The sequence below is a fragment of the Tsukamurella sp. NPDC003166 genome, assembly GCF_040611135.1.
GTDB lineage: Bacteria > Actinomycetota > Actinomycetes > Mycobacteriales > Mycobacteriaceae > Tsukamurella.
The window spans coordinates 39,968-62,954 of record NZ_JBEXNL010000007.1 but is presented as its reverse complement, the minus strand read 5'-3'; the positions used below and the strand labels follow the sequence as shown (position 1 = coordinate 62,954).

Sequence of the window (22,987 nt, the reverse complement as noted above, 5' to 3'; positions counted from 1 at the left end):
GCGCGCCCCGGGCCCGTCAGGACGCCCGGGGCGCGCTGAGCTCGGAGAGGATGTCGCGCAGCGTGTCCGCCACCGTCATCACCGAGCGGCGGCGCAGCGCCTCCGGGCGGGCGAGCACGTCGATCGTGCGGACGGCGGCGACGCCCCGCAGCGGACGCAGCACCAGGCCGGGCGGCACGGCGGGCCGGGCGGTGTACCGCGGCAGCAGCCCGATCACGCCGCCGGCCGCCACCAGGGCGGCGACGGCGGAGTAGTCGTTGATCCGGTGCAGCACCCGCGCCGGACGGCCGGTGACGGCGACCACCGCGGCCAACACGTCGGCAGGGGAGTAGCCGGCGCGGCTGGTGACCCACGGCTCGTCCGCGACCTCCTCCGGTAACAGGGCGGCGCGGGCGGCGAGCGGGTGGCCGGCGGGGAGCGCCACGTCGAGCGCCTCCTCGATCATCGGGAGCACCGATACGCGATCCTGCGGCCACGCGGGACCGTTCGCCATCCGGTGCGCGAGCACCAGGTCGTACCGGGCGGTGAGCGCGGGGAACTCCTGCTGGGAGACGTCCTCGTCGGACAGGCGTAGGCGCGGCACCCCGTCGGCGCCGGGCGGCAGGCGGTCGACGAGGCGGGAGAACACCGCGTGGCCGGCGCTGTGGAAGGCGCTGAGCGCGACCGTGCCCGCCGGGTCGTCGTGGAAGGCGCCGATGGCCGCGCGGGCGTCCGCCATCGCACGGATCACGGACGCGCCCGCGTCGGCGAGGACCCGCCCGGCGTCGGTGAGCACCAGGTTGCGTCCCTCGCGGCGCGTCAGCGGCACGTCCACGCTGCGCTGCAGCAGCGCCAGCTGCTGCGACACCGCCGACGGGGTGATCAGCATGGCATCGGCCACCGCGCGCACACTTCCGAGGTCGCCCAGCTCGCGCAGCACCCGCAGCTGCCGAATGTCCATGAAGTGAATCCTTAACCATCGGATCAGTAGATGGCCATTGTTCTTCATCCTCGGGGACTGTGCAATGGAACCCATGAAGGCACTGTTCAAGTCCACGCGCGGCCCCGGACTGGAATTCGTCGACCGCCCGGAGCCGGAGGCCGGCCCGGACGAGGTGAAGATCCGCGTCATGGCGACGGGGATCTGCGGGACCGACCTGCACATCCTCGGCTGGGATGCCTGGGCCGACGGTGCCGTCGCCGCGCCGCTCATCCCGGGGCACGAGTTCTACGGCGAGGTCGTCGCCGTCGGCGGCGGTGTTCGGGAGGTCGCCGTCGGGGACCGGGTGTCCGGGGAGGGGCACGTCGTGTGCGGCGTCTGCCGCAACTGCCGCGCCGGCCGGCGGCAGATGTGCATCCGCACCCGGTCCGTCGGCGTGCAGCGCGACGGTGCCTTCGCGGAGTACGTGGTGATCCCCGAGACCAATGTGTGGGTGCACCGCGATCCCGCGATCACGCCCGAGCTCGGCGCGGTCTTCGACCCGCTCGGCAACGCCGTGCACACCGCGCTGAGCTACCCGCTCGTGGGCGAGGACGTGCTCATCACCGGCGCCGGGCCGATCGGGCTCATGGCGATCGGTGTGGCCCGGCACGCAGGCGCGAACCGGATCGCGATCACCGATGTCTCCGAACCCCGCCTGGCGCTGGCCCGTTCGCTGGGCGCCGACCTGGCGGTGGACGTCTCGCAGCAGCGCATCGCCGACGCGCAGCGGGAGCTCGGGCTCACCGAGGGCTTCGACGTGGGTTTCGAGATGTCCGGGCATCCCACGGCGTTGCCGGAGATGATCGACAACATGAACCACGGCGGGCGGATCGCGATGCTGGGGTTGCCCAGCGGCGCGATCGACATCGACTGGGGCAAGGTGGTCACCCACATGCTCACGTTGAAGGGGATCTACGGCCGCGAGATGTACGAGACCTGGTACGCGATGAGCGCGATGCTCTCGTCGAATCACGCGCTCCGCGCCGGGATCGAAGCACTGGTCACCGATGTGCTGCCCGCCGCACAGTGGGAACGCGCCTTCGAGACCGCCCGCGCCGGCACCGGCGGCAAGGTGGTGCTCGACTGGACCGCGGCCTGACCGGCTCGATCTCCGAGCAGTACCGACCACCTCCACCACGATCCGATCCGGAAGGACCCCACATGTATTCGACGATGCGTGATCAGCTCCGCGCCGAGCTCGAGGCGATCCGCGCCGCAGGCACCTTCAAGAACGAGCGACACATCGACTCGCCGCAGTCGGGCCGCATCGCGGCGGGCCGCCTCGGTGAGCCCGCTGTGGACGTGCTCAACTTCTGCGCCAACAACTACCTCGGACTCGCCGACCACCCGGACGTGATCGCCGCCGCCAAGCGGGCCATGGACGAGCGTGGCTTCGGCATGGCCTCCGTGCGGTTCATCTGCGGCACCCAGGATCTGCACCTCGAGCTGGAGGCGGCGGTGTCCGCCTTCCTCGGCACCGAGGACACGATCCTGTTCTCCAGCTGCTTCGACGCCAACGGCGGCGTCTTCGAGTCGCTGTTCGGCCCCGAGGACGCGATCGTCTCGGACGCGCTGAACCACGCGTCGATCATCGACGGCATCCGGCTGTCCAAGGCGCGGCGCTATCGCTACGCCAACCGCGACATGGCGGATCTCGAGGCCACGTTGACCGAGGCCACCACCGGCGACGCGCCCGCGCGGAGGATCATCGTGGTCACCGACGGTGTCTTCTCCATGGACGGCTACCTCGCGCCGCTGCGTGAGATCTGCGACCTGGCGGAGCGTTTCGGCGCGCTCGTGATGGTGGACGACTCGCACGCCGTCGGGTTCATGGGCGGCACCGGTGCGGGCACTCCGGAGCACGCCGGCGTGAGCGACCGCATCGACGTCTACACCGGCACCTTCGGCAAGGCGCTCGGCGGCGCGTCCGGTGGCTACGTCTCCGGCCGTTCCGAGATCGTGGCGATGCTGCGGCAGAAGGCCCGGCCGTACCTGTTCTCGAACTCGCTCGCGCCGGCGATCGTCGCTGCCACGCTGCGTGCGCTGGAGCTGGTCCGGGACTCGGCGGAGCTGCGGAACCGGCTCGCCGACAACGCGGCTCTGTTCCGTCGTCGCATGTCGGAGGAGGGTTTCGAGCTGCTCGACGGCGAACACGCCATCATCCCCGTCATGTTCGGCGACGCCGCGCTCGCGGCGCGGGTGGCGGACGCGATGCTCGGACACGGCGTGTACGTCACGGCGTTCAGCTACCCGGTGGTGCCGCAGGGCGCCGCCCGGATCCGCGTGCAGCTCTCGGCGGCCCACACCGCCGACGACATCGAGCGCTGCGTGCAGGCCTTCGTCGCGGGACGCGCCGCGGCCTGATCGGCCCGCGACTCAGAGCCGGGCGTCGCGGCCGTAACGGCCGAATTCGAGCAGGATCAGGGCCGCGGCCACCCGCCCCACCTGGTGCGGCCGCAGCAGGACGGCCCGCTCCTGATCGAACGAACGGTACTTGCGCAGATAGCGGTACAGCCGCTCCACGTGCAGCAGCGGATCGAAGGCGTGCACCGCGCGTCGTGCGGCCGCTCTGACCCGCGGGTGGTTCCGGAGCGTCGCCGAGTCGTCGGCGAACAGGTCGGGGAACGGCGCGAAGGCGAGCGAGACCCGCTTGTAGCCGTGGTCCCGTGCCCACGCGACGGTCTCCAGCGTGAGCCGCTCGTCCACGCCGTTCGGTGAATGCCGGGCTCGCAGCGGCAGATCCAGCGAGAGGTCCTCCGGCCCGGCGGGCAGGTACCGGTGCGCGGCGCAGACGGTGCCGTCTGGCCTCCGCGCGAGCGCGAACACGCCGTCGGGCCGGGCACCGTCGAGCATGCGCCCGAGGATCATCGAGAAGCCCCGGCTCGGGTCGTGCCCGGCGAGGGTCTCCATCCGGCGGACCGCCTGCCGGTCCAGGTCGGACACCTCGCCCTCCCGCACGATCTCGACGGTGACCCCCGCGTTGCGGGTACGCGAGACCGCCTGGCGCAGGTTGCGGAACCGTCGGCCGACGAGGTCGAAGGAGCACGCGTCGATCACGACGTCCCGCCCGATGGGCACGGCCCGCAGGCCGTGCGCCTCCCAGCGGGGGCGGTAGGCCTCGCCCGCGCCCAGCACCGCGATCGGGCGGCTCCCGGCGCGGCGCACGAACTCGTCGATCGCCGCCGCGCGGGCCTCCGCCGTCAGCCCGACGGGGTCGCCGCTGGCGACGACCACGCCGAGCCGGATCGCGTACGCCACGAAGGCATCTCCGCCCGGAGAGAACACGTGGTGCTTCTCGGGCCGCAGGGCGAAGGGCGCGAGCGGATCGCCGACCGCGCTGCCGACCAGTGATTCGACACTTCGATCATCGAATGACATACGGACAGTATGCGCCTCGACGGCGAAACGTACCGATCGAGGTGTGCGGCGTCACGCCGTCCGGCGGATGCGGAAAGGGTCGGCTCGCTCAGTCCGGCGGCGACCAGCGCTGGGGCCGACGGAAGGCGCGGTCGAGGAGGCGGTCGGGGGCAAGGCGCAGGGCCAGGTCCCGCGCGAGAGCCACTCCGGGGGAGTCCCATTGGCCGGCAGCGCCCAGTAGATGGGCCTGCCGCGCGATGCGCTGGGTGCGGGGCCGCCGCGCCTTGTCGTAGGCGCTGAGCCGCGCGGGCACCTCCCGCGGATCGGGGTCGTGCGCGAGGGGGCGCAGGAGCGAGACCAGGACGGCGGCGTCCTCGAGTGCCAGGTTCGCGCCCTGCCCGAGCGTGGGCGGCATGGCGTGCGCGGCGTCGCCGACCAGTGTCGCCTGGCCGCGCGAGTAGGTGCGTAGCGGGTGCGCGAGCCGCTCGATGGGCTGGTACCCGGCCCGCGTGGGATCCGTGGCGGCGAGGATCTCGGGAATCGGATCGTGCCACGCGCCGTAGCGTTCGAGCAGCTCGCCGGGTTCGGGCAGGTCGTCGGCCGGCGAGGGCCGCACGGCGAACCAGTAGACCCTGCCGTCGCGCAGGGGCATGTACCCGAATCGTTCGCCCCGCCCGAAGGTCTCGCCACCGTCGGGCAACACGACGGGGGTGTCGGTGATTCCGCGCCACGCGCCGTACCCGCAGTAGGCCGCTCCGGGGTCGCCCGCGTGGCTGCCCCGGACGCGGCTGCGGATGCCGTCCGCGCCGACGATGACGTGCGCGTCCTCCAGGAGTCCGCTCGGTCCGAGGTCGAGGGTGGCGGAGCTGAGCCCCTCCACGCGGATGCCGGGCCGCACGGTGTCGGGGGCCAGGCCGCTGAGCAGGGCCCGGTGCAGGTCCGTGCGGTCGATCACGCGGAGGTCGGCGACGGTGGCGGGCGCGAACGCGGCCAGCATGGTCCCGTCCGCGCGCATCGTGCCGATCGGGACGGACGGCGGACCGTCGGCCAGGACGGCCCGCACGGGCTCCTCCAGGCCGAGCGAGCGCAGCGCTGCGAAACCGTTCGAGAACAGTGACAACCCGGACCCGCGGGGGAGGAAGCGCGCGGCCTGCTCGAGGACGATCACTTCGGCGCCGGCGCGCTGCAGGCCCGAGGCGGCGGCCAGCCCGCCGATGCCCGCGCCGACGACGGCGACGCGCAGCGAGTTCGTCCTCCACATGACCTCGACGCTAGTAGTCCGGGCGCGTCCTGTCACCGAGGCGTGGGCCACGTGACATGCCGTGTTGTCACCGGGGTGCGCTGGTTTTGGGATCGCACCCGAATGCCGGTTATGCTTGAACGTCCCTCGAAGGTTGAAATGAGGGCTGGCGTTCAAGGAGTGGAGACGTGGCCGTCGCCGACGGGTGGGAGATCTGGTTCCCCGATGCCTACGAGATCGGTGCGGAATCGGTGCGGTCGTTCGCGCGCGCCATTCGCAGCTGGGACGTCCCGTACGCCGCCAGTCGCGTGCTGCCCGACGATGTCGCGGTGCCCGCGACGATGCTCGGCGCGCCCATGCTGCAGGGCGCCTCGGCGCTCGTGGCCAAGGTGATCCCCGGCTGCAACCTGTCGGCGATCATGCACGCCGGCCAGTCCTTCCGGTACCTGCGTCCGCTGCACGTCGGCGACGTCCTGAGCCTCGGCGTGCGCCTGACCTCGCACATCGTCAAGGCCGAGACGGACCTCGTCGTGGTCGAGTGCATGGTGTACGCGAACGGTGAGCCCTCGCTCGACGCGGAGATCTTCATCGTCCACAGCCAGCGCGAGACCGGCATCGACCTGGAGGCCGCCGACAGGTTGGCCGACGAGGTCATGATGACCGGTACCGGTCCGTCCAGCAGCGACGAGTACGCGGCGAACGTCGCGGCGTCGAGCTAGAAGATCGCCGGTGCGTCCGAGCCCAGGACGCCCTCGAGGGCGCGTGCCATGTCCGTGGCCTCGATCCGCATGAGCGCCGCCTCGTCGATGCCGGCCAGGTCGATCCCGGAATCGGCGAGCCGCAGTTCCCGCTCCTCCTCGGCGGCCTCGATCACGTTGCGCACGAACCGCCCGTTGCCCAGGCGGTCCAACCGGTCGACGATGCCGGCGCAGCACGCCTCGAGGACGGCCGCCGCGTCGCCCGTGAGGACGGCGTCGCGGGAGCGTGCCAGCGCCGCACCGATCTCCGCGAGCTCGCCGGGCGAGTAGCCGGGGAACCGGATGCGGCGCGCGAACCGTGATGCCAGGCCCTCGTTCGAGGCCAGGAACCGATCGATCTCGGCGTCGTAGCCGGCCACGATCACGACGAGGCGGTCGCGGTCGTTCTCCATCCGGGCGAGCAGGGTGTCGATCGCCTCCTGCCCGAACGCGTCGCCGCCCGTGAGCCCCTCCTGGACGAGCGTGTAGGCCTCGTCGATGAACAGCACACCGTCGAGCGCGGAGTCGATCACCGCCGAGGTCTTCTGCGCCGTGGCGCCCAGGTACTGGCCGACGAGGTCGCGCCGCGAGCACTCGACCACGGTGTCGCTCGCGAGCAGGCCCAGCCCGCAGTACATCCGCGCGACGATGCGCGCCACCGTCGTCTTGCCGGTGCCGGGCGGACCGGTGAACGCGAGGTGCAGCGACCGGCTGCCGCTGGCCAGCCCGCGGTCCGCGCGGACCCGGGCCAGCTGCATCGTGGTGCGCAGGCGCGTGACCTGCTCCTTGACGTCCCGAAGTCCCACCTGCCGGTCGAGTTCGGCCGCCGCCTCGGCGAGCAGGCCGGCGCCGTCGTCGGGAGCGGCGCGGACGGCCTCCTCGGCTGCGGCGGGGCCCTCCACGACCAGGCGGTGGCCCGGGTCGCGGAGCGCGGCCTCCGCGGGCGGGTACGACGGTGCCGCCCGCTCCAGCAGCTCGCGGGCGCGGTCCTCCTCGCCCTGTTCGCGCAGCACCAGGGCGTGGCAGTACCGGGCCGCGGCGGCGGCGCCGGGCACCGGTCCCGCGGCGGCGGTGGTGAGCAGCCGGGCCGCTTCGGCGAACCGACCCAGTTGCGCCGCAGCGGAACCGGCGACGGTGGCCGCGGCGGCGGCGAGCACGGGGTCGTCCCAGCCGGCGTGCCCGTCGAGCGCCGCCAGGACGTCGGGCCACCGTCGGGTCCGGGCGGCCGTCACGGCGCGCTGATACCGCTCGATCGGACACCTCGGCGCAGCGTCGAGGACCCGCACGGCCTCGTCGGGCGCATCGTCGGCGAGGAGCCGCGCGGCGTACGCCACGTGCGCGGTGGCGGCGTCGCGCAGCGGATAGTCCACGTACAGGCCGGTGCTGAAGACGGTGGACAGCGCGCCCGGCGGCAGCCCGACCCGCCGCGACGCGGCGCCGATCGCGTCCGCCGAGCGGTGCAGGGCCGCGAGCACCTCCGCGGTGGACTCGCCGGTGGCCGCGCGGCCCAGCCAGGCGTCGGCCATTGCCGGGTCCGCGGCGGTGGCGGACTCGAAGGCGCGCCGGGCCGAGGCCGGGTCGCGCGGGGCGGCCTCGAACTCGCCGAACCCGATGCCCAGCGCGGAGACGCCCGCCCGGAACGCGTGCAGTGCTCGCAGCGACGGATGCGCCGCCGGCGCTGATCTGGTCATGGTCCCCCCGAACCCGGAGGATCCCCCGATCCCCCTGTGGACCACGGTAGCCGCGGTCAGCGCGCGAGGAGCGCGATCTCGCGGATCTCCTTGAGATCGGGCCCGTACTCGTCGGAGGACCAGAACCGCAGCCGCCACGTGTCGGCGCCCTCGCCCGCGTGTCGCGCCGCGGCCTCGACCTCGTAGAAGCCGCGGGCCATGGGGAACTCGATCACGTCGTCGGGGGCGGCACCGTCGTGCTCCGGGCCCGGGGAGAACCACTCGACCGATCCGGAGGTGTCGACGCAGAGCTGGGTGCGCAGCACCGTGTCCCAGACGCCGTCGTCGGGCGGCACGCCGTCCCAGTGCTCGAGCTCCACGGGCATCGCCGACTGCGCCCGCGAGGGCGAGGCGAAGCCGGCGGTCGCCCGGTTGGTCGCGGCGCCGTGCACCGTGACGGCGGCGAGCAGGTCGTCGGGCACGCGATGGCCGAAGCAGCTGCCGAAGAACTTCCCGTCGCGCAGGTCGAGGACGCCGGACAGGTGCACGAGGATGCGGGATTCGAGACGCATCGGTCCATCATCCCCGAGTCACGCGCTCGTGTCTCCGGGAGCGGTCCGCCCCGCAGCCGGCGGAGGGACCAGGGTTCTTCCCGATGTCACAGGCGACACATTTCTGGCATTCTCGTCTGTATGACACAGATGCCCGGCCAGGAGATCTCGACGGCGAACATCGCCGTCACCGGGGTCGCGGCGCGGGCCGCGAACCTGACCAAGGTGTACGGCGAGGGCGAGGGTGTGGTGCACGCGCTCGCCGGCGTCACCGTCGACTTCCTGGCCGGGGAGTTCACCGCCATCATGGGGCCCTCGGGCTCCGGCAAGTCCACGCTCATGCACTGCCTCGCGGGCCTGGACGCGGCGACCGGCGGATCGGTGCTGGTGGGCGGCACCGAGCTCACGTCGCTGAACGACAAGCAGATCACCGCGCTGCGGCGCGATCGGATCGGCTTCGTGTTCCAGGCGTTCAACCTGGTCCCCACGCTGACGGCGATCGAGAACATCACGCTGCCGCTGGACATCGCGGGCCGCAAGCCGGACCAGCAGTGGTTGGACACCGTCGTCGACCGGCTGGGCCTGCGGGACCGGCTCGATCACCGCCCCACCGAGCTGTCCGGCGGCCAGCAGCAGCGCGTCGCGTGCGCCCGTGCGCTGGTGGGGCGCCCGGAGATCATCTTCGGTGACGAGCCGACGGGCAACCTCGACTCGCGCTCCGGCGCGGAGGTGCTCTCGATCCTGCGCGCCGCGGTGAACGACTTCGGCCAGACCGTGGTGATCGTGACGCACGACCCGCGCGCCGCCGCCTACGCGGACCGGGTGGTCTTCCTCGCCGACGGCCGGATCGTCGACGAGGTGCGTCGTCCGACCGCGGAGCGCGTGGCGGAGAAGCTGATCCACCTCGACGAGCTCGTCGCCCGCTGATGGCGAATCCGATGCGGCGCGTCGCGCTGCGGAACCTCATGGCGCACAAGGGGCGCCTGGTGCTGACGGTGCTCTCCGTGCTGCTCGGGACATCCTTCATCGCCGGGTCGATGGTGTTCACGGGCACGCTGTCGAAGGCCTTCGACGGGATCTCCGACAAGATCGCCGTCGGCGTCGATGCGCGGGTCTCCCCGAAGAACGCCCAGGGGCAGGGCGGATTCGGCCCCGCCGGGCCGGGCGTGCCGCTGTCGGTCGTCGACCAGATCAAGGCGGTCCCCGGTGTGCGCGTGGTGGTCCCGGCGATCACCGGCACCATCGCCCTGCGCGACGGCAAGGGCGAGGTCGTCTCGCCCACCGGCGCCCCGCAGGTCGGCGGCGCGTACCTGCCGCCCGGCGAGAACCTCGACCCCGACGGCCTGAAGCTCACCTCCGGCAGGGCACCGACGGGCCCGAACGAGATGGTGCTCAACGAGTCCGCCTCCGACCGGCTCGACCTGCCGGTGGGCGCGAAGACCACGGTGGTCGCGCCGCACTCGCCGGGCCCGATCGACGTGACGATCGTCGGCGTGTACACGATCTCCACCGATTCCGGCGGATACCTGGGCGCGCTGTTCGCGAAGGACGAGGCGCAGAAGCTGTTCGGTGACGGGGCCACCGCCCCGTACATCGAGGTCGGCGCCGCGTCCGGCACCACGCCCGAGCAGCTGCGCGACGCGCTCGCCGCCCGCCTGCCCGACCTGAACGTGCAGACCGGTGCGCAGGTGCGTCGGCAGTTCTCGGACACGATCGACCAGGGGCTGAGCTTCGTCAACTACTTCCTGGTCGCGTTCGGTCTGATCGGCCTGCTCGTGGGCGTTTTCATCATCTACAACACCTTTTCGATGCTGGTCGCGCAGCGCCTCAAGGAGCTCGCGCTGCTCCGCGCTATCGGCGCCGGCCGCGGCCAGGTGCGCAACTCCGTGGTGCTCGAGGCGCTCGTGGTCGGCATCGTCGGCAGCGCGCTCGGCCTGGCCGTCGGCATCGGCCTCGCACTGCTGCTGCGGGTCGGCGTGACGGCAGCGGGGGCGGGCTTCCCCGACGGCGGCCTCGCCGTCAGCCCCGCGGTGGTGATCACGGTGATGGTCGTCGGCACCGTCGTCACGGTGGTCTCCGCCCTGATCCCCGCGGTGCGCGCCTCGCGGGTGCCGCCCGTCGCCGCCATGCGCGCGCAGGACGGCGGCTCCGCGCAATCGGTCATGGTGCGCGGCGCGGTCGGCGCGGCGCTGCTGCTCTGCGCGATGGCGCTGCTGTTCGTCGCGACCACGGAGGTGGGCGCCGGTGCCGCGATCGTCGTCGGCATCGCCGGCTTCGGCCTGATCCTCGCGGTGGTGATCGGCGGGCCCGCGCTCGTGGCCCCGCTGCTCGGCGGCATCGGCCGGGTCATCGCCGCGCCCTTCGGCCCGGCGGGCCGCCTCGGCCGCACCAACGTGATGCGGAATCCGCAGCGCACCACCGCGACCGCGTTCGCACTGGTCATCGGCGTCGCACTCGTCGGCATCATCGGCACGCTGGGCGCATCGATGCAGAAGTCGATCGACGCGCAGGTGGACCAGGGCATCCGCTCCGACCTCGTGCTGCAGGCGCCGCAGTTGGGCATGCCGCCCGCCGCGTTATCCGCGATCAAGGACGTCCCGGGGATCGGCGAGAAGACGGTGCTGTACGGGGTACCGGTGCGGATCGGGGGCGATCGGGAGAGCACCCTCGCGGTCGACGGTGCCGTCGGTTCCGCCTTCAACCTGACCCGCGTGTCGGGCGACATGACGCTCAAGGCCGGCGGTCTCCTCGTCGACGACAAGGCGGCCCGCGAGCGGGGCTGGGAGGTCGGTACGAAGGTCGAGCCGATGTCCGCCGTCGGCGGCGCGAAGACCACCCTCACCGTCACCGGGATCTACGAGGCGAAGGGCGGCATGCTGTCCGGCCCCGTGATCACCGCCGCGGAAATGAACACGCTGTACCCGCCCGCGAGCGGGGCCACGGCGCCGATCGTCACCCCGCAGTCGGTGTTCGTGAACGCCGCCGCGGGCACCTCCGTGGGCGAGCTCAAGGACCGGCTGCGGGAGGCGGTCAAGCCGCTGCTGGTGGTCAACGTCGACGACCAGCAGGATCTCAAGGACCAAGCGGGGCAGGCGATCACGGCGCTCATGGGGGTGCTGTACGCGCTTCTCGGGCTGGCGGTGGTGATAGCGATCCTGGGCATCGTCAACACGCTGGCGCTGTCCGTGGTGGAACGGCGCCGGGAGATCGGCATGCTCCGTGCGATCGGTCTGATCCGTGCGCAGGTGCGCCGGTCGATCTACCTCGAGTCGATGCTGATCGCGATCTTCGGCGCGGCCCTCGGGCTCGTGCTGGGGGTGCTGCTGGGCGTTTCGCTCGTACACGCCCTCCGCGACCAGGGGCTCGGCTCGGTCGTGGTCCCCTGGTCGACGGTGATCGTGATGCTCGTGGCGTCGGCGTTCGTCGGCGTCGGTGCCGCGATCCTGCCCGCCATCCGCGCGGCCCGCACCCCGCCGCTCGCGGCCATCGCCGAGGGGTGATCGGGGAGCGCGGACCTCGCCGACGCGGCCACTGCCGAGGGGGCACGATCGCGCTAGAATTCTGTACATGACTACGTTGCCGCTCGCCGAGGTCCGGGCGAATCTGTCCAAGCTCGTCGACTCGGCCGTCCGCACCCACGAGCGGATCGAGGTCACCCGCCAGGGCCGGCGGGCCGCAGTGCTGCTCAGCGCCGAGGACTATGACTCCATGATCGAGACCTTGGAGATCCTCAGCGACCCCGAACTCGTGCGCGCGATTCACGAATCCGAGGCGGAGATGGACGAGGGCGAGGTCTACTCGCTGGAGGAGGTGGCTGAGGCCATGCGGGCCGCCGGAAGGCTGCCTCGTTGACCTATCGGATCGAGTTCTCAGCCGCGGCGCGGCGTGCGCTGGCAGAAGATCTGCCGGAAGCGGTGGCGGCGGCGTGTGTCGAGTTCATTCGTGGCCCGTTGGCGGAGAACCCGCGGCGTGTGGGAAAACCACTGCGGGCCGAACTGGACGGGCGGTATTCCGCGCGGCGCGGTGAGTTCCGGATCGTCTACTCCATCGTCGAGAGTCGAATCGTGGTCCGGGTGATCCGTATCGCGCACCGCCGCGACGTGTACCGGTAGCCGACCTGTCACAGATCGGGCGTGGCCGGTGTCCCATGTGCGGAAGAGAAGTTCATCGCATGAGGAGGCAATCATGAAGGTCGTCGTGATCGGCGCGGGCTACGCGGGCACCATCGCCGCGAATCGGCTGGTGAAGAAGGCGGATGTGGACGTGACCGTCGTGAACCCGCGGCGCGAGTTCGTTGAGCGGATCCGGCTGCACGAGCTCACCGCGGGCAGCGGGGCCGCCACTGCGCCGCTGGCCGACGTTCTCGACCCGCGGATCCGGCTGGTGGTCGGAGCGGTCGAGAAGATCGGAGACGGGGTGCTCGCTCTCGCCGGTGGCGGCGAGCTGGACTTCGACCGCGTCATCTACGCGGCGGGTGGGGCGATCACCGCCCCGTCCGGCACGGTCGCGATCGGCGGGCTCGAATCCGCGCGCGAGGCGCACCGGGAACTCGCTGCACTGCCCGACGGTGCCGCGGTCACCGTCGTGGGCGGCGGACTGACCGGCATCGAGACCGCCGCGGAGGTGGCCGAGGCACGCCCCGATCTGCGGGTGCGACTGCTCAGCGACGGCGAGATCGGGCAGTCCCTCGGGGCGGGCGCGCGGGCACGGGTCCGCCGGGAGCTCGACAGGCTGGGTGTGAGCGTCCAGCGCGGCCGCTACGCGGGTGCAGACGGTGCCGACCTCGTGCTGTGGGCGATCGCGACGCAGGTCAGCGATGTCGCGGCGCGCAGCGGGCTGCAGGTGGACGACGACGGCCGCGTGGTCGTGGACGGATTTCTGCGGAGCGTGAGCGACCCGCGGGTGTTCGCGGTCGGCGACGCCGCGGCGGTGCCGGGCTCGCGGATGAGCTGCCAGGCCGCGATGCCGCAGGGCGCGTACGCGGCGGACACCCTGGTGCGTGAGTTGGACGGGGTGCCGCTGATGAAGGCGTTCTCGATGGGGTTCACCGGGCAGTGCGTCTCGCTCGGCCGGGCCGCCGGCGTCGTGCAGGTGTCGCGCCGTGACGACTCGCCGACGGCGCTGTACCTGCGTGGCCGGGCCGCTGCGTTCGTCAAGGAGCGGGTGTGCCGGTTCACGCTCAGTGGCGCGCGCTCGCCGCGGTACTACGCGTGGCTGCCGGGGCCGAAGTGACCGACGCCGCAGAGGTCTTCGCCGAGCACCGTCCGCTTCTGTTCTCGGTCGCCTACGAGATCCTCGGCGGGGTCGCCGACGCCGAGGACGTCCTGCAGGAGAGCTATCTGCGCTGGCGCGACGTGGACCTCGGCACCGTCGGGAATCCTCGCGCGTACCTCGCGCGGATCGTCACGAGGCAGGCGCTCAACGCGCTGCGCAGCGCGGCCCGGCGGCGTGAGGAGTACGTCGGCCCGTGGTTGCCCGAACCGCTCGAGGCACCGTCGGGCGACGGGCCCGCGGAGCACGTGCTGACCGGCGAGGCGGTGACCACGGCCATGCTGCTGGTCCTCGAGTCCCTGACGCCCACCGAGCGGGCGGTCTTCGTGCTGCGCGAGGTGTTCGACTTCGGCTACCCGGAGATCGCGGAGGCGGTGGGCAAGTCGGAGGCGACCGTGCGGCAGACCGCCCATCGCGCCCGCGAGCACGTGCGCGCCCGGCGACCCCGGGAGGTGGTCGCACCGTCTCAGGCGCAGACCGCCGCGGAGAGCTTCCTGATCGCCGCGTCGACGGGCGACATCCGGACGTTGATGGAGCTACTGGCACCCGACGTCGTCTACTTCGGCGACGGTGGCGGTGTGGTCTCGGCAGCGCGCCGCCCGGTGACGGGGGCCGAGCGGGTCGCCCGGCTCATGGTGGGCTTCCTGCGCAAATCCGCGGACATGGGCGAGCTCGGCCTGAAGTTCGGGGTGTACAACGGCATGCCGTCGATGGTGGTCAGTTTCGACGGGGTGCTCGACCAGGTGACGTCGATCGAGGTGCAGGACGGCCTGATCTCCGCCGTCTACACCGTGCGCAACCCGGCCAAGCTGGCCCACGTGCGGTGACCGGCTCAACGTTTCCGGAACACCAGGACCAGGTTCGACACGAGGACCTCGCGCAGGATCGGCACCCGGACCGTCCACCACGCCCACGACGGGTGGTACCGCGGGAAGGCGGCGACGAGCTCGGCACCGTCGACGGTGCGGGCCCAGGCCAGGCCGTCGGCGGCGCCCACCTTGAACAGCGATGTGCCGTAGAGGTTCTTGGGCGGGTGCCCGTGCCGGCGCGTGTACCTCCGTGCGGCGCGCTCGCCGCCGAGGTAGTGGCTCAGCCCCATCTCGTGGCCGCCGAACGGCCCGTACCAGACCGTGTAGCTGAGGATCACCATGCCCCCCGGACGGGTCACCCGGAGCATCTCGTCGCCCATCGTCCGCCAATCGCGCACGTGCTCCGCGACGTTCGACGAGAGGCAGACGTCGACGGCGCCGTCGGCGATCGGGAGCGCGAGCCCGGAGCCCCGGACGCCCCGCGAGGAGGTGATGCCGGCGGCGTGCGCCTCGGACGGGTCGGGCTCGACGGGGACGTAGACGGCGCCGTGCTCGGCGAACGCGTCCTCGAAGTAGCCGGGGCCGCCGCCCACGTCGAGCACGAGGGCACCGTCGAGATCCCCGAACAGGTCGCCGGTCAGCTCGACGGTGTCCCGGGCGAGCGAACCGTAGAAGCGCGCGGGCTCGGACTGCTCGAACCGGAAGTCGGAGAGCAGCCCGACGGAGCGGCGCAGGGTGGCGCGCCGCCGCAGCCGTGCCGTCGCGTTCTTCCAGGTAGCGGGGTACACGTGACCGGACGGTACCCTAGAACGTGTGCGTGAGGTCCTCCTGCTGTGTTGGCGTGACACCCGCCACCCCCAGGGCGGCGGTAGTGAGCTGTACCTCGAACGCGTCGGCGAGGAGTTGGCCGCGCGCGGTGTGCGGGTGACGCTGCGCACCGCGATGTACCCGGGGGCGGCCCGTTCGGAGACCGTGCGCGGCGTGCGCATCTCCCGTGGCGGCGGCCGGTTCACGGTGTATCCGCTGGCGCTGGTGGCGATCGTGGCCGCGCGGTTCGGGCACGGCCCGCTGCGCGGCATCCGCCCCGACGCGGTGATCGACACCCAGAACGGCATCCCCTTCTTCGCGCGGCTGGTGGCCGGCGTGCCGGTGACGGTGCTCGTGCATCACTGCCATCGTGAGCAGTGGCCGGTGGCGGGGCGGCTCGTCGCGCGGGTCGGCTGGTTCATCGAGTCGCGGCTCTCGCCGTGGGTGCATCGCGCGTCGCAGTACCTGACCGTGTCGCTGCCATCGGCGGAGGAACTGGCCCTGCTCGGCGTGGGGGCGGAACGGGTCGCCGTGGTGCGCAACGGGATCGACGCGGTCGCACCCGGTGTCGCGGACCTGCGTGCCTCGTCGCCCCGGATCGTCGTGCTGTCACGGCTGGTGCCGCACAAGCAGATCGAGGACGCCCTCGACGTTCTCGCCCGCCTGCGCCGTCGCGTCCCCGACCTGCACCTCGACGTGATCGGTAGCGGCTGGTGGGATTCCGAGCTCTACGAGCATGCCGCGAAGCTCGGCGTGCTGGACCGTGTGACCTTCCACGGCCACGTCACCGAGGAGCGCAAGCACCGGCTGCTGTCACGGGCCTGGGTGCACGTCATGCCCTCCCGGAAGGAGGGCTGGGGCATCACGGTGATCGAGGCCGCGCAGCACGCGGTCCCCACCGTGGGATACACGTCGTCGCGGGGCCTCACCGATTCGGTGGTCGACGGTGCCACCGGCCTGCTCGTCCGTGACCTCGCGGGGCTGACGGAGTCGGTGCACCTGCTGCTGCGCGATGCGCTGCTCCGCGAGAAGCTGGGGGCGAAGGCGCAGGAGCGGGCGGGCGAGTTCTCCTGGCCCGCCACCGCCGACGGTGTCGCCCGGGTGCTGTCCGCGTCCGTGGCGGGGGAGCGCGTGGGCGGGCTGGTCTGATTCTGCGGCGTGCATCGGTCCGGACGTAGACAGACGTGGCTCCGAGAAGCGATGCGTGGGAGGCATCGCTGCATTTCTGCAGGTCAGTGCCCCCCACCACGTACAGGTCCGAGACATCGTTGAGTCGGGCCCGTGTTCGGGCACATGGGTCCGGCACCGCGGTCAGATCCATCCCCAGCGGACGCGCTCGGCGTCTGGTGGGGGAGCGAATGCCGCGCGGGGGTCGGTCGGTCCCCCACGGGACGCGCTCGACGTCTGGTGGGGGAGCGAATGCCGCGTGGGGGTCAGTCGGTCCCTCACTGTAAGACCGGCTTCCGGTAGGGGCTCGAATGTAGGGCGGGCGGATCGGCGTCGAGCGGGGGGCGACATCCGGTGGTGACCACCAGCCATCGGGAGTGGCGTCCGCCGGGCGTGACACCGGCGTTGCTGTCCAGAGGCTCGCCCGACGAGTTACTGCTGTCGGCCGGCCACCCGTCGATATCCATTATCATGAATTCGTGATCAGGCAACGCGAGGTGACGCAGCGGATGGCTGCGTAGGGCGAGGGGGAGGCGCGATGTCCAAGCCTGCTGAGACGGAGACCAGGGTGATTCCCGTCGCGGCGCTCAGAGCGGCGGCCGGGATGTTGCTCGTCGTCTGGGCGACCATGATGGTCGCGTTCGCGCTGCAGAAGTGGCCGTACGACGGGCCGTTGCGGCAGCGCATCGCATACGGGGCGATGCTGGCCGCGAGTTTCGCGCTCGCGGCGACGGTCGGCTGGACCTGGCGGATCGCCGTCGGCATGGAGACAGTCCCGAGCCCGCGGGATGCGCGGTACCAATTGGCGGGGTACGCGCTGGCGATCCCGGCGGTGACGGTCTTGTTCATCAGTACCCTCGATTGGGCACCGTGGCGGATCGTGGCGCTCGTGGTCCTGGCAGCGGCAATGATCGTGCTGACGGTGCTGAACCTCCGGGGTCGACGTCGACACCGGGGTGACATCACCTCTCCGATCGTGACGCGCGCGGCGCAGACGCCGCAGGGGGTGCGGATCGTGCGCGTGGCGCAGCCGGAACTCACCGTGGCGGGATGGGGGACGAGGTGGTCGGTGGGCGGGGCACCGTCGGGCACGGTGGAGAGGATCTCGTACGGTCCCGACGCGTGGGTTCGCTCACAGCTGCACTCGCCGACGTGGAGGCGGCCACCGTCGTAATCTGACAAGGTGACCGAACCCGAGAAACGGCGCCCCGCGATCCTGACCGTCGACGACGATCCGAGCGTGTCCCGCGCCGTGGCCCGTGACCTGCGGCGCAAGTACGGCAGCGACTACCGGATCGTGCGCGCGGAGAGCGGGCAGCAGGCGCTCGAGGCGCTGCGCGAGCTCAAGCTGCGCGGCGATGTCGTGGCGGCCATCCTCGCCGACTACCGGATGCCGGGCATGACGGGGCTGGAGTTCCTGGAGTCCGCGATGGACGTCTACCCGGGCGCGCGGCGCCTCCTGCTCACCGCCTACGCGGACACGGGTGCGGCGATCGAGGCGATCAACGTCGTCGACCTGGACCACTACCTGCTCAAGCCGTGGGACCCGCCGGAGGAGAAGCTGTACCCGGTGATCGACGCCGAGCTGGAGGCGTGGGCGCGCAGCGACTACCGGCCCGTGCCGGAGACGAAGGTCGTTGGCCACCGCTGGTCCTCGCGGTCCTCCGAGGTGCGGGAGTTCCTCGCACGCAACCAGATCCCCTACCGCTGGTACACCTCCGAATCGCCGGAGGGGCAGCGGCTGCTGGCCGCCGCGGGCAGCGACGGGCAGGATCTGCCGTTGGTGGCGGCGGCGGACGGGACGGTGTTGACGGCACCGTCGGACAGCGAGCTGGCGCAGCACGTGGGACTGTCCACGGCACCGTCGGAGGACTTCTACGATCTCGTCATCGTGGGCGGCGGCCCCGCCGGCCTGGGCGCGGCCGTGTACGGCGCGTCGGAGGGGCTGCGGACGGTCCTCGTCGAGCGGCACTCCACGGGCGGCCAGGCCGGGCAGAGCTCGCGCATCGAGAACTACCTGGGCTTTCCCGACGGGGTGTCCGGCGGGCAGCTCACCGAGCGGGCGCGCCTGCAGGCGGGCAAGTTCGGCGCCGAGGTGATCACCACCTCCGACGTGACCGCGCTGGAGATCGCGGGGGCGGGGCGCACGGTGCGGTTCGCCGACGGGACGTCCGTGGGGGCGCACACCGTCATCCTCGCGACGGGCGTGTCGTACCGGCGGCTCGACGCGCCCGGGTTGGACCGGCTCACGGGCGCCGGCGTCTACTACGGCTCGGCGCTCACCGAGGCCCCCGCGTGCGCCGATCAGCACGTCTTCATCGTCGGTGGGGCCAACTCCGCGGGCCAGGCGGCGGCCTACCTCTCGCGCAACGCCTGCTCCGTGACGCTGTTGGTGCGCGGGGCCTCGCTCGAGGCCTCGATGTCCTACTACCTGATCCAGCAGCTCGCGGCGATCGAGAACGTGCACGTGCGCACCGGCGTCGAGGTGATCGAGGCGCAGGGCGAGGAGCACCTGGAGGCGCTGACGCTGCGGGACCGCGCCGCCGGGACCGAGGAGACGGTGCCGGCGGACTTCCTGTTCGTGTTCATCGGCGCCGAACCGCGCACGGACTGGCTCGACGGCATCGTCGAGCGGGACGGCAAGGGCTTCGTGCTGACGGGGCCCGACCTGCGTCCCGAGGACGCCCCGTCGGTCTGGGAGCTCGACCGGCCCCCCTTCCATCTGGAATCCAGTGTGCCGGGCGTGTTCGTGGCGGGCGATGTCCGGTCCGAATCCGCCAAGCGCGTCGCCTCCGCGGTGGGCGAGGGCGCGATGGCGGTCATGTTCGTCCACCGCTATCTGGAGGGTATCGACTCATGACCGAGACCAGTGCGAACGCGCCGGCGGGCCTGACCGCGCGGGTGGACGGCACGCCGAGCGAGCACCCCTGCCTGGTGGACGAGCTGCGCACGCTGTTCCTCTTCGAGAAGCTCTCCGGCGAGCAGCTCGAATGGCTCTGCGAGCGGGGCCGTATCGAGGACTATCCGCAGGGTGTGGTGTACGGCGAGGGGGACACCGCCGAACTGCTGTTCGTCCTGCTCTCCGGCACGATCGCCCTGAGCCAGACGGTGGGCGGTCTGCCGGTGGAGACGACCCGTACGGACCAGCGCGGCGTGTACGCGGGGGCCTGGGCGAGCTTCCTCGGCGAGAAGATGGGCGGCAAGTACAACGCGTCGATGCGGGCGATCACGCCCGCGCGTTTCTTCGTGCTTCCCTCCGCCGACTTCAACGAGCTGATGCAGCAATGGTTCCCGATGGCGCTGCACCTGCTGGAGGGAGTCTTCTACGGCGGCAAGCGGCAGCAGCAGATGATCGGTGAGCGGGAGCGGCTGCTCGCGCTCGGCTCACTCTCGGCGGGGCTCACCCACGAGCTGAACAACCCCGCCGGAGCGGCGGTCCGCGCGGCCGACGAGCTGCGGCAACGGATCGCCGGCATGCGGGACAAGTTGGCGCACATCGCGAACGGCACCTGGCGGCACGAACAGCTCGTCGACCTCGTCGACCTGCAGCGGCAGGCCGTCGAACTGGTGGCGAAGGCCCCGTCGCTCAGCCCACTCGAGGCCTCGGACCGGGAGGACGAGATCACCGACTGGCTGGAGGACCACGACGTGGCGGACGCCTTCACGCTCGCTCCCGCGTTCGTGGCCGCGGGCGCCGACGAGGACTGGTTCGAGGGCGTGCTCGCCGAGGTGGGGCCCGAGATGCTGCCGGGCGCGCTGAAGTGGTTGTTCTACACGGTGGAGACGGAGCAACTACTCAATGAGATCACGGACTCCACGACCAGGATCTCCACGCTGGTCGCCGCGGCCAAGCAGTACTCGCAGATGGACCGCGCGCCGTTCCAGGAGCTGAACCTGCACGAGCTGATCGACAGCACGCTGGTGATCATGGGTAAGAAGCTGGGCAAGGGCATCACCGTGGTCAAGGAGTACGACAGCACGCTGCCGAAGGTCAGCGGCTACGGCGCCGAGCTGAACCAGGTGTGGACCAACCTCATCGACAACGCGATCCAGGCCATGGACGGCCACGGCACCCTGACGGTCCGCACCCGGCGGGAGGACGAGTGCGCCGTGGTGGAGATCGGCGACACCGGCTCCGGCATCCCGCGCGACGTGGTCGGGCGCATCTTCGAGCCCTTCTTCACCACCAAGGGCATCGGCGAGGGAACCGGTCTGGGACTGGACATCTCGTGGCGCATCGTGGTCAACAAGCACCAGGGGAACCTCTCCGTGACCTCGGAGCCGGGAACGACGGTGTTCACCGTGAAACTGCCCATCGCCGGTCCGCAGCGCGCGCCGGCCGCCCCCGAGGAGAAGGACGAGTCATGAGCGATCCCATCGATCCGAGCGTTCCGCCCAGCGGCACCGGATGCGTCGAGTGCGATGCCACCGGCGGCTGGTGGTTCCACCTGCGCCGGTGCGCGCAGTGCGGGCACATCGGCTGCTGCGACTCGTCGCCCTCGCAGCACGGCAGCGCCCATGCCCGCGCGGCCGGGCACCCGATCGTGCAGAGCTTCGAGCCCGGTGAGGACTGGTTCTGGGACTACGCCACGCAGGGCTACTACGACGGTCCGCGGCTGGCCGATCCGCAGGCCCACCCCGCGTCCCAACCCGTACCCGGCCCCGAGGGGCGCGTCCCGGACGACTGGATGGATAAGGTGCACTGATGCCGCAGACCGTCAGAGGAATCATCGCCCGCGCCCAGGGCGAGCCCGTCGAGCTCGTCCCGATCGTGATCCCGGACCCGGGGCCCGGCGAGGTGGTGGTCGCGATCCAGGCGTGCGGCGTGTGCCACACGGACCTGCACTACCGCGAGGGCGGCATCAACGACGAGTTCCCCTTCCTGCTGGGGCACGAGGCGGCGGGTGTCGTCGAAACCGTCGGTGCGGGAGTCGATCACGTCGCGCCCGGCGATTTCGTTGTGCTCAACTGGCGGGCCGTGTGCGGGCAGTGCCGCGCCTGCAAGCGGGGGAAGCCGCAGTACTGCTTCGACACCTTCAACGCCACGCAGAAGATGACCCTCGAGGACGGCACCGAGCTCTCGCCGGCCCTCGGCATCGGCGCGTTCGCGGACAAGACGCTCGTGCATCAGGGCCAGTGCACCAAGGTCGATCCCGAGGCCGACCCGGCCGTGGTGGGCCTGCTCGGCTGCGGTGTGATGGCCGGGCTCGGCGCCGCGGTGAACACCGGCGGCGTGTCGCGCGGCGACACCGTCGCCGTGATCGGTTGCGGCGGTGTGGGAGACGCGGCGATCGCGGGCGCCCGGCTGGTGGGAGCGCGCACGATCATCGCCGTCGACCGCGATCCGCGCAAGCTCGAACTCGCGCGCGGGCTCGGCGCCACCCACACCGTGAACGCCGCGGAGGTCGATGCCGTGGAGGCGATCCAGGACCTCACCGATGGCTTCGGCGCGGACGTGGTGATCGATGCCGTCGGGCGCCCCGAGACCTGGATGCAGGCCTTCTACGCCCGCGACCTGGCGGGCACCGTCGTCCTGGTGGGCGTGCCGACGCCGGACATGACCCTGGACATGCCGCTTATCGACTTCTTCTCGCGCGGTGGGTCGTTGAAGTCGTCGTGGTACGGCGACTGCCTGCCGGAGCGGGACTTCCCGCAGCTGGTGGACCTCTACCGGCAGGGTCGCCTCCCGCTGGAGAAGTTCGTCACGGAACGGATCGCACTCGACGAGGTGGAGCGGGCGTTCGAGACCATGCACCGCGGCGAGGTCCTGCGCTCGGTGGTGGTGCTGTGACGCTGCGGGTCGAACGTGTCGTCACCTCCGGCACGTTCAGTCTCGACGGCGGGAACTGGGACGTCGACAACAACGTGTGGCTCGTCGGCGACGACAGCGAGGTCGTGGTGATCGACGCCGCGCACTCGGCGGACCCGATCGTGGCCGCCGTGGACGGCCGGACGGTGCGCGGGATCGTCTGCACCCATGGGCACAACGACCACGTGACCGTCGCGCCGGAGCTCTCGGAGCGGCTCGACGCGCCGATCCTGCTGCACCCCGGCGACGACGTGCTGTGGGACATGACCCACCCCGGCGTCGCCCACGAGGACCTCGCGGACGATGCCCGGATCACCGTCGGCGGCACCGAGATCCGGGTGATCCACGCGCCGGGGCACTCGCCCGGGTCGGTGTGCCTGTATCTGCCCGAGGCGGCGCAGCTCTTCAGCGGCGACACGCTGTTCGCCGGCGGCCCGGGCGCCACCGGCCGGTCCTTCAGTGACTTCTCGGTGATCATCGAGTCGATCCGCGACCGCCTGTTCGCGCTGCCACCGGAGACGGTCGTGAACACCGGTCACGGCGACGGCACGACACTGGCCGCGGAATCCCCGCAGCTCGAGGAGTGGATCCGCCGCGGGCACTGACGT

The 22,987-nt window shown here is 71.7% G+C and carries 22 protein-coding genes; 16 read left to right on the top strand and 6 right to left on the bottom strand.

Going from position 1 to position 22,987, the window contains the following annotated elements:
• Nucleotides 1-16: 16 nt before the first annotated feature.
• On the bottom strand, nucleotides 17-940 hold the full coding sequence (locus tag ABZX10_RS10465) for a LysR family transcriptional regulator (protein WP_355538410.1): 924 nt from the start codon (nucleotides 938-940) through the stop codon (nucleotides 17-19).
• 73 nt (nucleotides 941-1,013) lie between these two features.
• Between ABZX10_RS10465 and tdh the strand changes: the two genes are divergently transcribed.
• Together tdh and ABZX10_RS10455 are read left to right on the top strand one after the other, a co-directional pair.
• A complete protein-coding gene (gene tdh / locus ABZX10_RS10460) occupies nucleotides 1,014-2,060 on the top strand; it encodes an L-threonine 3-dehydrogenase (RefSeq protein WP_355538407.1) in 1,047 nt (348 codons plus the stop codon).
• 74 nt (nucleotides 2,061-2,134) lie between these two features.
• Complete coding sequence (locus ABZX10_RS10455) at nucleotides 2,135-3,325, top strand: glycine C-acetyltransferase (RefSeq protein WP_355538404.1); 1,191 nt, start codon at nucleotides 2,135-2,137, stop codon at nucleotides 3,323-3,325.
• A gap of 12 nt (nucleotides 3,326-3,337) precedes the next feature.
• Here the strand turns inward: ABZX10_RS10455 and ABZX10_RS10450 are convergent, their stop codons facing one another.
• A complete protein-coding gene (locus tag ABZX10_RS10450; protein ID WP_355538401.1) occupies nucleotides 3,338-4,339 on the bottom strand; it encodes a phosphatidylglycerol lysyltransferase domain-containing protein in 1,002 nt (333 codons plus the stop codon).
• An 88-nt stretch (nucleotides 4,340-4,427) separates the two neighbouring features.
• On the bottom strand, nucleotides 4,428-5,579 hold the full coding sequence (locus ABZX10_RS10445; protein ID WP_355538398.1) for an FAD-dependent monooxygenase: 1,152 nt from the start codon (nucleotides 5,577-5,579) through the stop codon (nucleotides 4,428-4,430).
• Between the two features lie 167 nt (nucleotides 5,580-5,746).
• On the opposite strand from ABZX10_RS10445, the gene ABZX10_RS10440 reads away from it, so the two are divergent.
• Nucleotides 5,747-6,277 carry a MaoC family dehydratase N-terminal domain-containing protein gene (locus ABZX10_RS10440; RefSeq protein ID WP_355538395.1) on the top strand — a complete coding sequence of 177 codons (531 nt, stop codon included), beginning with the start codon at nucleotides 5,747-5,749 and terminating at the stop codon, nucleotides 6,275-6,277.
• On the opposite strand, the gene eccA is transcribed toward ABZX10_RS10440, so the two are convergent.
• Together eccA and ABZX10_RS10430 are read right to left on the bottom strand one after the other, a co-directional pair.
• Nucleotides 6,274-7,986 carry a type VII secretion AAA-ATPase EccA gene (gene eccA, locus ABZX10_RS10435; RefSeq protein WP_355538392.1) on the bottom strand — a complete coding sequence of 571 codons (1,713 nt, stop codon included), beginning with the start codon at nucleotides 7,984-7,986 and terminating at the stop codon, nucleotides 6,274-6,276. The genes ABZX10_RS10440 and eccA overlap by 4 nt on opposite strands.
• A gap of 56 nt (nucleotides 7,987-8,042) precedes the next feature.
• Complete coding sequence (locus ABZX10_RS10430) at nucleotides 8,043-8,537, bottom strand: hypothetical protein (RefSeq protein ID WP_355538389.1); 495 nt, start codon at nucleotides 8,535-8,537, stop codon at nucleotides 8,043-8,045.
• A gap of 120 nt (nucleotides 8,538-8,657) precedes the next feature.
• On the opposite strand from ABZX10_RS10430, the gene ABZX10_RS10425 reads away from it, so the two are divergent.
• The 6 genes from ABZX10_RS10425 (at nucleotide 8,658) to ABZX10_RS10400 (ending at nucleotide 14,614) form a co-directional block, all read left to right on the top strand.
• On the top strand, nucleotides 8,658-9,443 hold the full coding sequence (locus ABZX10_RS10425; protein ID WP_355538386.1) for an ABC transporter ATP-binding protein: 786 nt from the start codon (nucleotides 8,658-8,660) through the stop codon (nucleotides 9,441-9,443).
• Nucleotides 9,443-12,016, top strand: coding sequence for an FtsX-like permease family protein (locus ABZX10_RS10420; RefSeq protein WP_355538383.1), 2,574 nt, complete (start codon nucleotides 9,443-9,445; stop codon nucleotides 12,014-12,016). The genes ABZX10_RS10425 and ABZX10_RS10420 overlap by 1 nt, the downstream gene beginning before the upstream one ends.
• 67 nt (nucleotides 12,017-12,083) lie before the next feature.
• On the top strand, nucleotides 12,084-12,368 hold the full coding sequence (locus ABZX10_RS10415) for a type II toxin-antitoxin system Phd/YefM family antitoxin (protein WP_355538380.1): 285 nt from the start codon (nucleotides 12,084-12,086) through the stop codon (nucleotides 12,366-12,368).
• The gene (locus ABZX10_RS10410; RefSeq protein WP_355538377.1) at nucleotides 12,365-12,628 is read left to right on the top strand and encodes a type II toxin-antitoxin system RelE/ParE family toxin; all 264 of its coding nucleotides are present in this window, start codon (nucleotides 12,365-12,367) and stop codon (nucleotides 12,626-12,628) included. Before ABZX10_RS10415 ends, ABZX10_RS10410 begins: the two co-directional genes overlap by 4 nt.
• Nucleotides 12,629-12,701: 73 nt before the next feature.
• Nucleotides 12,702-13,748 (top strand): FAD-dependent oxidoreductase, encoded by a 1,047-nt coding sequence (locus ABZX10_RS10405; protein ID WP_355538374.1) that lies wholly within the window; start codon nucleotides 12,702-12,704, stop codon nucleotides 13,746-13,748.
• The gene (locus ABZX10_RS10400; RefSeq protein WP_355538371.1) at nucleotides 13,745-14,614 is read left to right on the top strand and encodes an RNA polymerase sigma-70 factor; all 870 of its coding nucleotides are present in this window, start codon (nucleotides 13,745-13,747) and stop codon (nucleotides 14,612-14,614) included. Before ABZX10_RS10405 ends, ABZX10_RS10400 begins: the two co-directional genes overlap by 4 nt.
• A 5-nt stretch (nucleotides 14,615-14,619) precedes the next feature.
• Here the strand turns inward: ABZX10_RS10400 and ABZX10_RS10395 are convergent, their stop codons facing one another.
• Complete coding sequence (locus tag ABZX10_RS10395; RefSeq protein ID WP_355538368.1) at nucleotides 14,620-15,384, bottom strand: class I SAM-dependent methyltransferase; 765 nt, start codon at nucleotides 15,382-15,384, stop codon at nucleotides 14,620-14,622.
• A gap of 25 nt (nucleotides 15,385-15,409) precedes the next feature.
• Here ABZX10_RS10395 and ABZX10_RS10390 point away from each other — a divergent pair, with 25 nt between their 5' ends.
• The 7 genes from ABZX10_RS10390 (at nucleotide 15,410) to ABZX10_RS10360 (ending at nucleotide 22,984) form a co-directional block, all read left to right on the top strand.
• Complete coding sequence (locus ABZX10_RS10390) at nucleotides 15,410-16,552, top strand: glycosyltransferase family 4 protein (RefSeq protein WP_355538365.1); 1,143 nt, start codon at nucleotides 15,410-15,412, stop codon at nucleotides 16,550-16,552.
• A 556-nt stretch (nucleotides 16,553-17,108) separates the two neighbouring features.
• Nucleotides 17,109-17,744, top strand: a complete 636-nt coding sequence (locus ABZX10_RS10385) for a hypothetical protein (protein ID WP_355538362.1) — start codon at nucleotides 17,109-17,111, stop codon at nucleotides 17,742-17,744.
• 9 nt (nucleotides 17,745-17,753) lie between these two features.
• Nucleotides 17,754-19,430 (top strand): FAD-dependent oxidoreductase, encoded by a 1,677-nt coding sequence (locus ABZX10_RS10380; protein WP_355538359.1) that lies wholly within the window; start codon nucleotides 17,754-17,756, stop codon nucleotides 19,428-19,430.
• Entirely contained in the window at nucleotides 19,427-20,938 is a 1,512-nt protein-coding gene (locus ABZX10_RS10375; protein ID WP_355538356.1) for an ATP-binding protein, read from the top strand. Before ABZX10_RS10380 ends, ABZX10_RS10375 begins: the two co-directional genes overlap by 4 nt.
• Nucleotides 20,935-21,276, top strand: coding sequence for a UBP-type zinc finger domain-containing protein (locus ABZX10_RS10370; protein ID WP_355538353.1), 342 nt, complete (start codon nucleotides 20,935-20,937; stop codon nucleotides 21,274-21,276). Before ABZX10_RS10375 ends, ABZX10_RS10370 begins: the two co-directional genes overlap by 4 nt.
• The gene (locus ABZX10_RS10365; RefSeq protein WP_355538350.1) at nucleotides 21,276-22,361 is read left to right on the top strand and encodes an S-(hydroxymethyl)mycothiol dehydrogenase; all 1,086 of its coding nucleotides are present in this window, start codon (nucleotides 21,276-21,278) and stop codon (nucleotides 22,359-22,361) included. Before ABZX10_RS10370 ends, ABZX10_RS10365 begins: the two co-directional genes overlap by 1 nt.
• On the top strand, nucleotides 22,358-22,984 hold the full coding sequence (locus tag ABZX10_RS10360) for an MBL fold metallo-hydrolase (RefSeq protein WP_355538347.1): 627 nt from the start codon (nucleotides 22,358-22,360) through the stop codon (nucleotides 22,982-22,984). Before ABZX10_RS10365 ends, ABZX10_RS10360 begins: the two co-directional genes overlap by 4 nt.
• Nucleotides 22,985-22,987: the final 3 nt, after the last annotated feature.

Excerpts from the sequence above, each read along its gene's own strand:
- ABZX10_RS10465 (WP_355538410.1), bottom strand. The coding sequence starts at position 940 with ATGGACATTCGGCAGCTGCGGGTGCTGCGCGAGCTGGGCGACCTCGGA.
- tdh (WP_355538407.1), top strand. The coding sequence starts at position 1,014 with ATGAAGGCACTGTTCAAGTCCACGCGCGGCCCCGGACTGGAATTCGTC.
- ABZX10_RS10455 (WP_355538404.1), top strand. The coding sequence starts at position 2,135 with ATGCGTGATCAGCTCCGCGCCGAGCTCGAGGCGATCCGCGCCGCAGGC.
- ABZX10_RS10450 (WP_355538401.1), bottom strand. The coding sequence starts at position 4,339 with ATGTCATTCGATGATCGAAGTGTCGAATCACTGGTCGGCAGCGCGGTC.
- ABZX10_RS10445 (WP_355538398.1), bottom strand. The coding sequence starts at position 5,579 with ATGTGGAGGACGAACTCGCTGCGCGTCGCCGTCGTCGGCGCGGGCATC.
- eccA (WP_355538392.1), bottom strand. The coding sequence starts at position 7,986 with ATGACCAGATCAGCGCCGGCGGCGCATCCGTCGCTGCGAGCACTGCAC.
- ABZX10_RS10430 (WP_355538389.1), bottom strand. The coding sequence starts at position 8,537 with ATGCGTCTCGAATCCCGCATCCTCGTGCACCTGTCCGGCGTCCTCGAC.
- ABZX10_RS10425 (WP_355538386.1), top strand. The coding sequence starts at position 8,658 with ATGACACAGATGCCCGGCCAGGAGATCTCGACGGCGAACATCGCCGTC.
- ABZX10_RS10420 (WP_355538383.1), top strand. The coding sequence starts at position 9,443 with ATGGCGAATCCGATGCGGCGCGTCGCGCTGCGGAACCTCATGGCGCAC.
- ABZX10_RS10415 (WP_355538380.1), top strand. The coding sequence starts at position 12,084 with ATGACTACGTTGCCGCTCGCCGAGGTCCGGGCGAATCTGTCCAAGCTC.
- ABZX10_RS10405 (WP_355538374.1), top strand. The coding sequence starts at position 12,702 with ATGAAGGTCGTCGTGATCGGCGCGGGCTACGCGGGCACCATCGCCGCG.
- ABZX10_RS10385 (WP_355538362.1), top strand. The coding sequence starts at position 17,109 with ATGTCCAAGCCTGCTGAGACGGAGACCAGGGTGATTCCCGTCGCGGCG.
- ABZX10_RS10375 (WP_355538356.1), top strand. The coding sequence starts at position 19,427 with ATGACCGAGACCAGTGCGAACGCGCCGGCGGGCCTGACCGCGCGGGTG.
- ABZX10_RS10370 (WP_355538353.1), top strand. The coding sequence starts at position 20,935 with ATGAGCGATCCCATCGATCCGAGCGTTCCGCCCAGCGGCACCGGATGC.
- ABZX10_RS10365 (WP_355538350.1), top strand. The coding sequence starts at position 21,276 with ATGCCGCAGACCGTCAGAGGAATCATCGCCCGCGCCCAGGGCGAGCCC.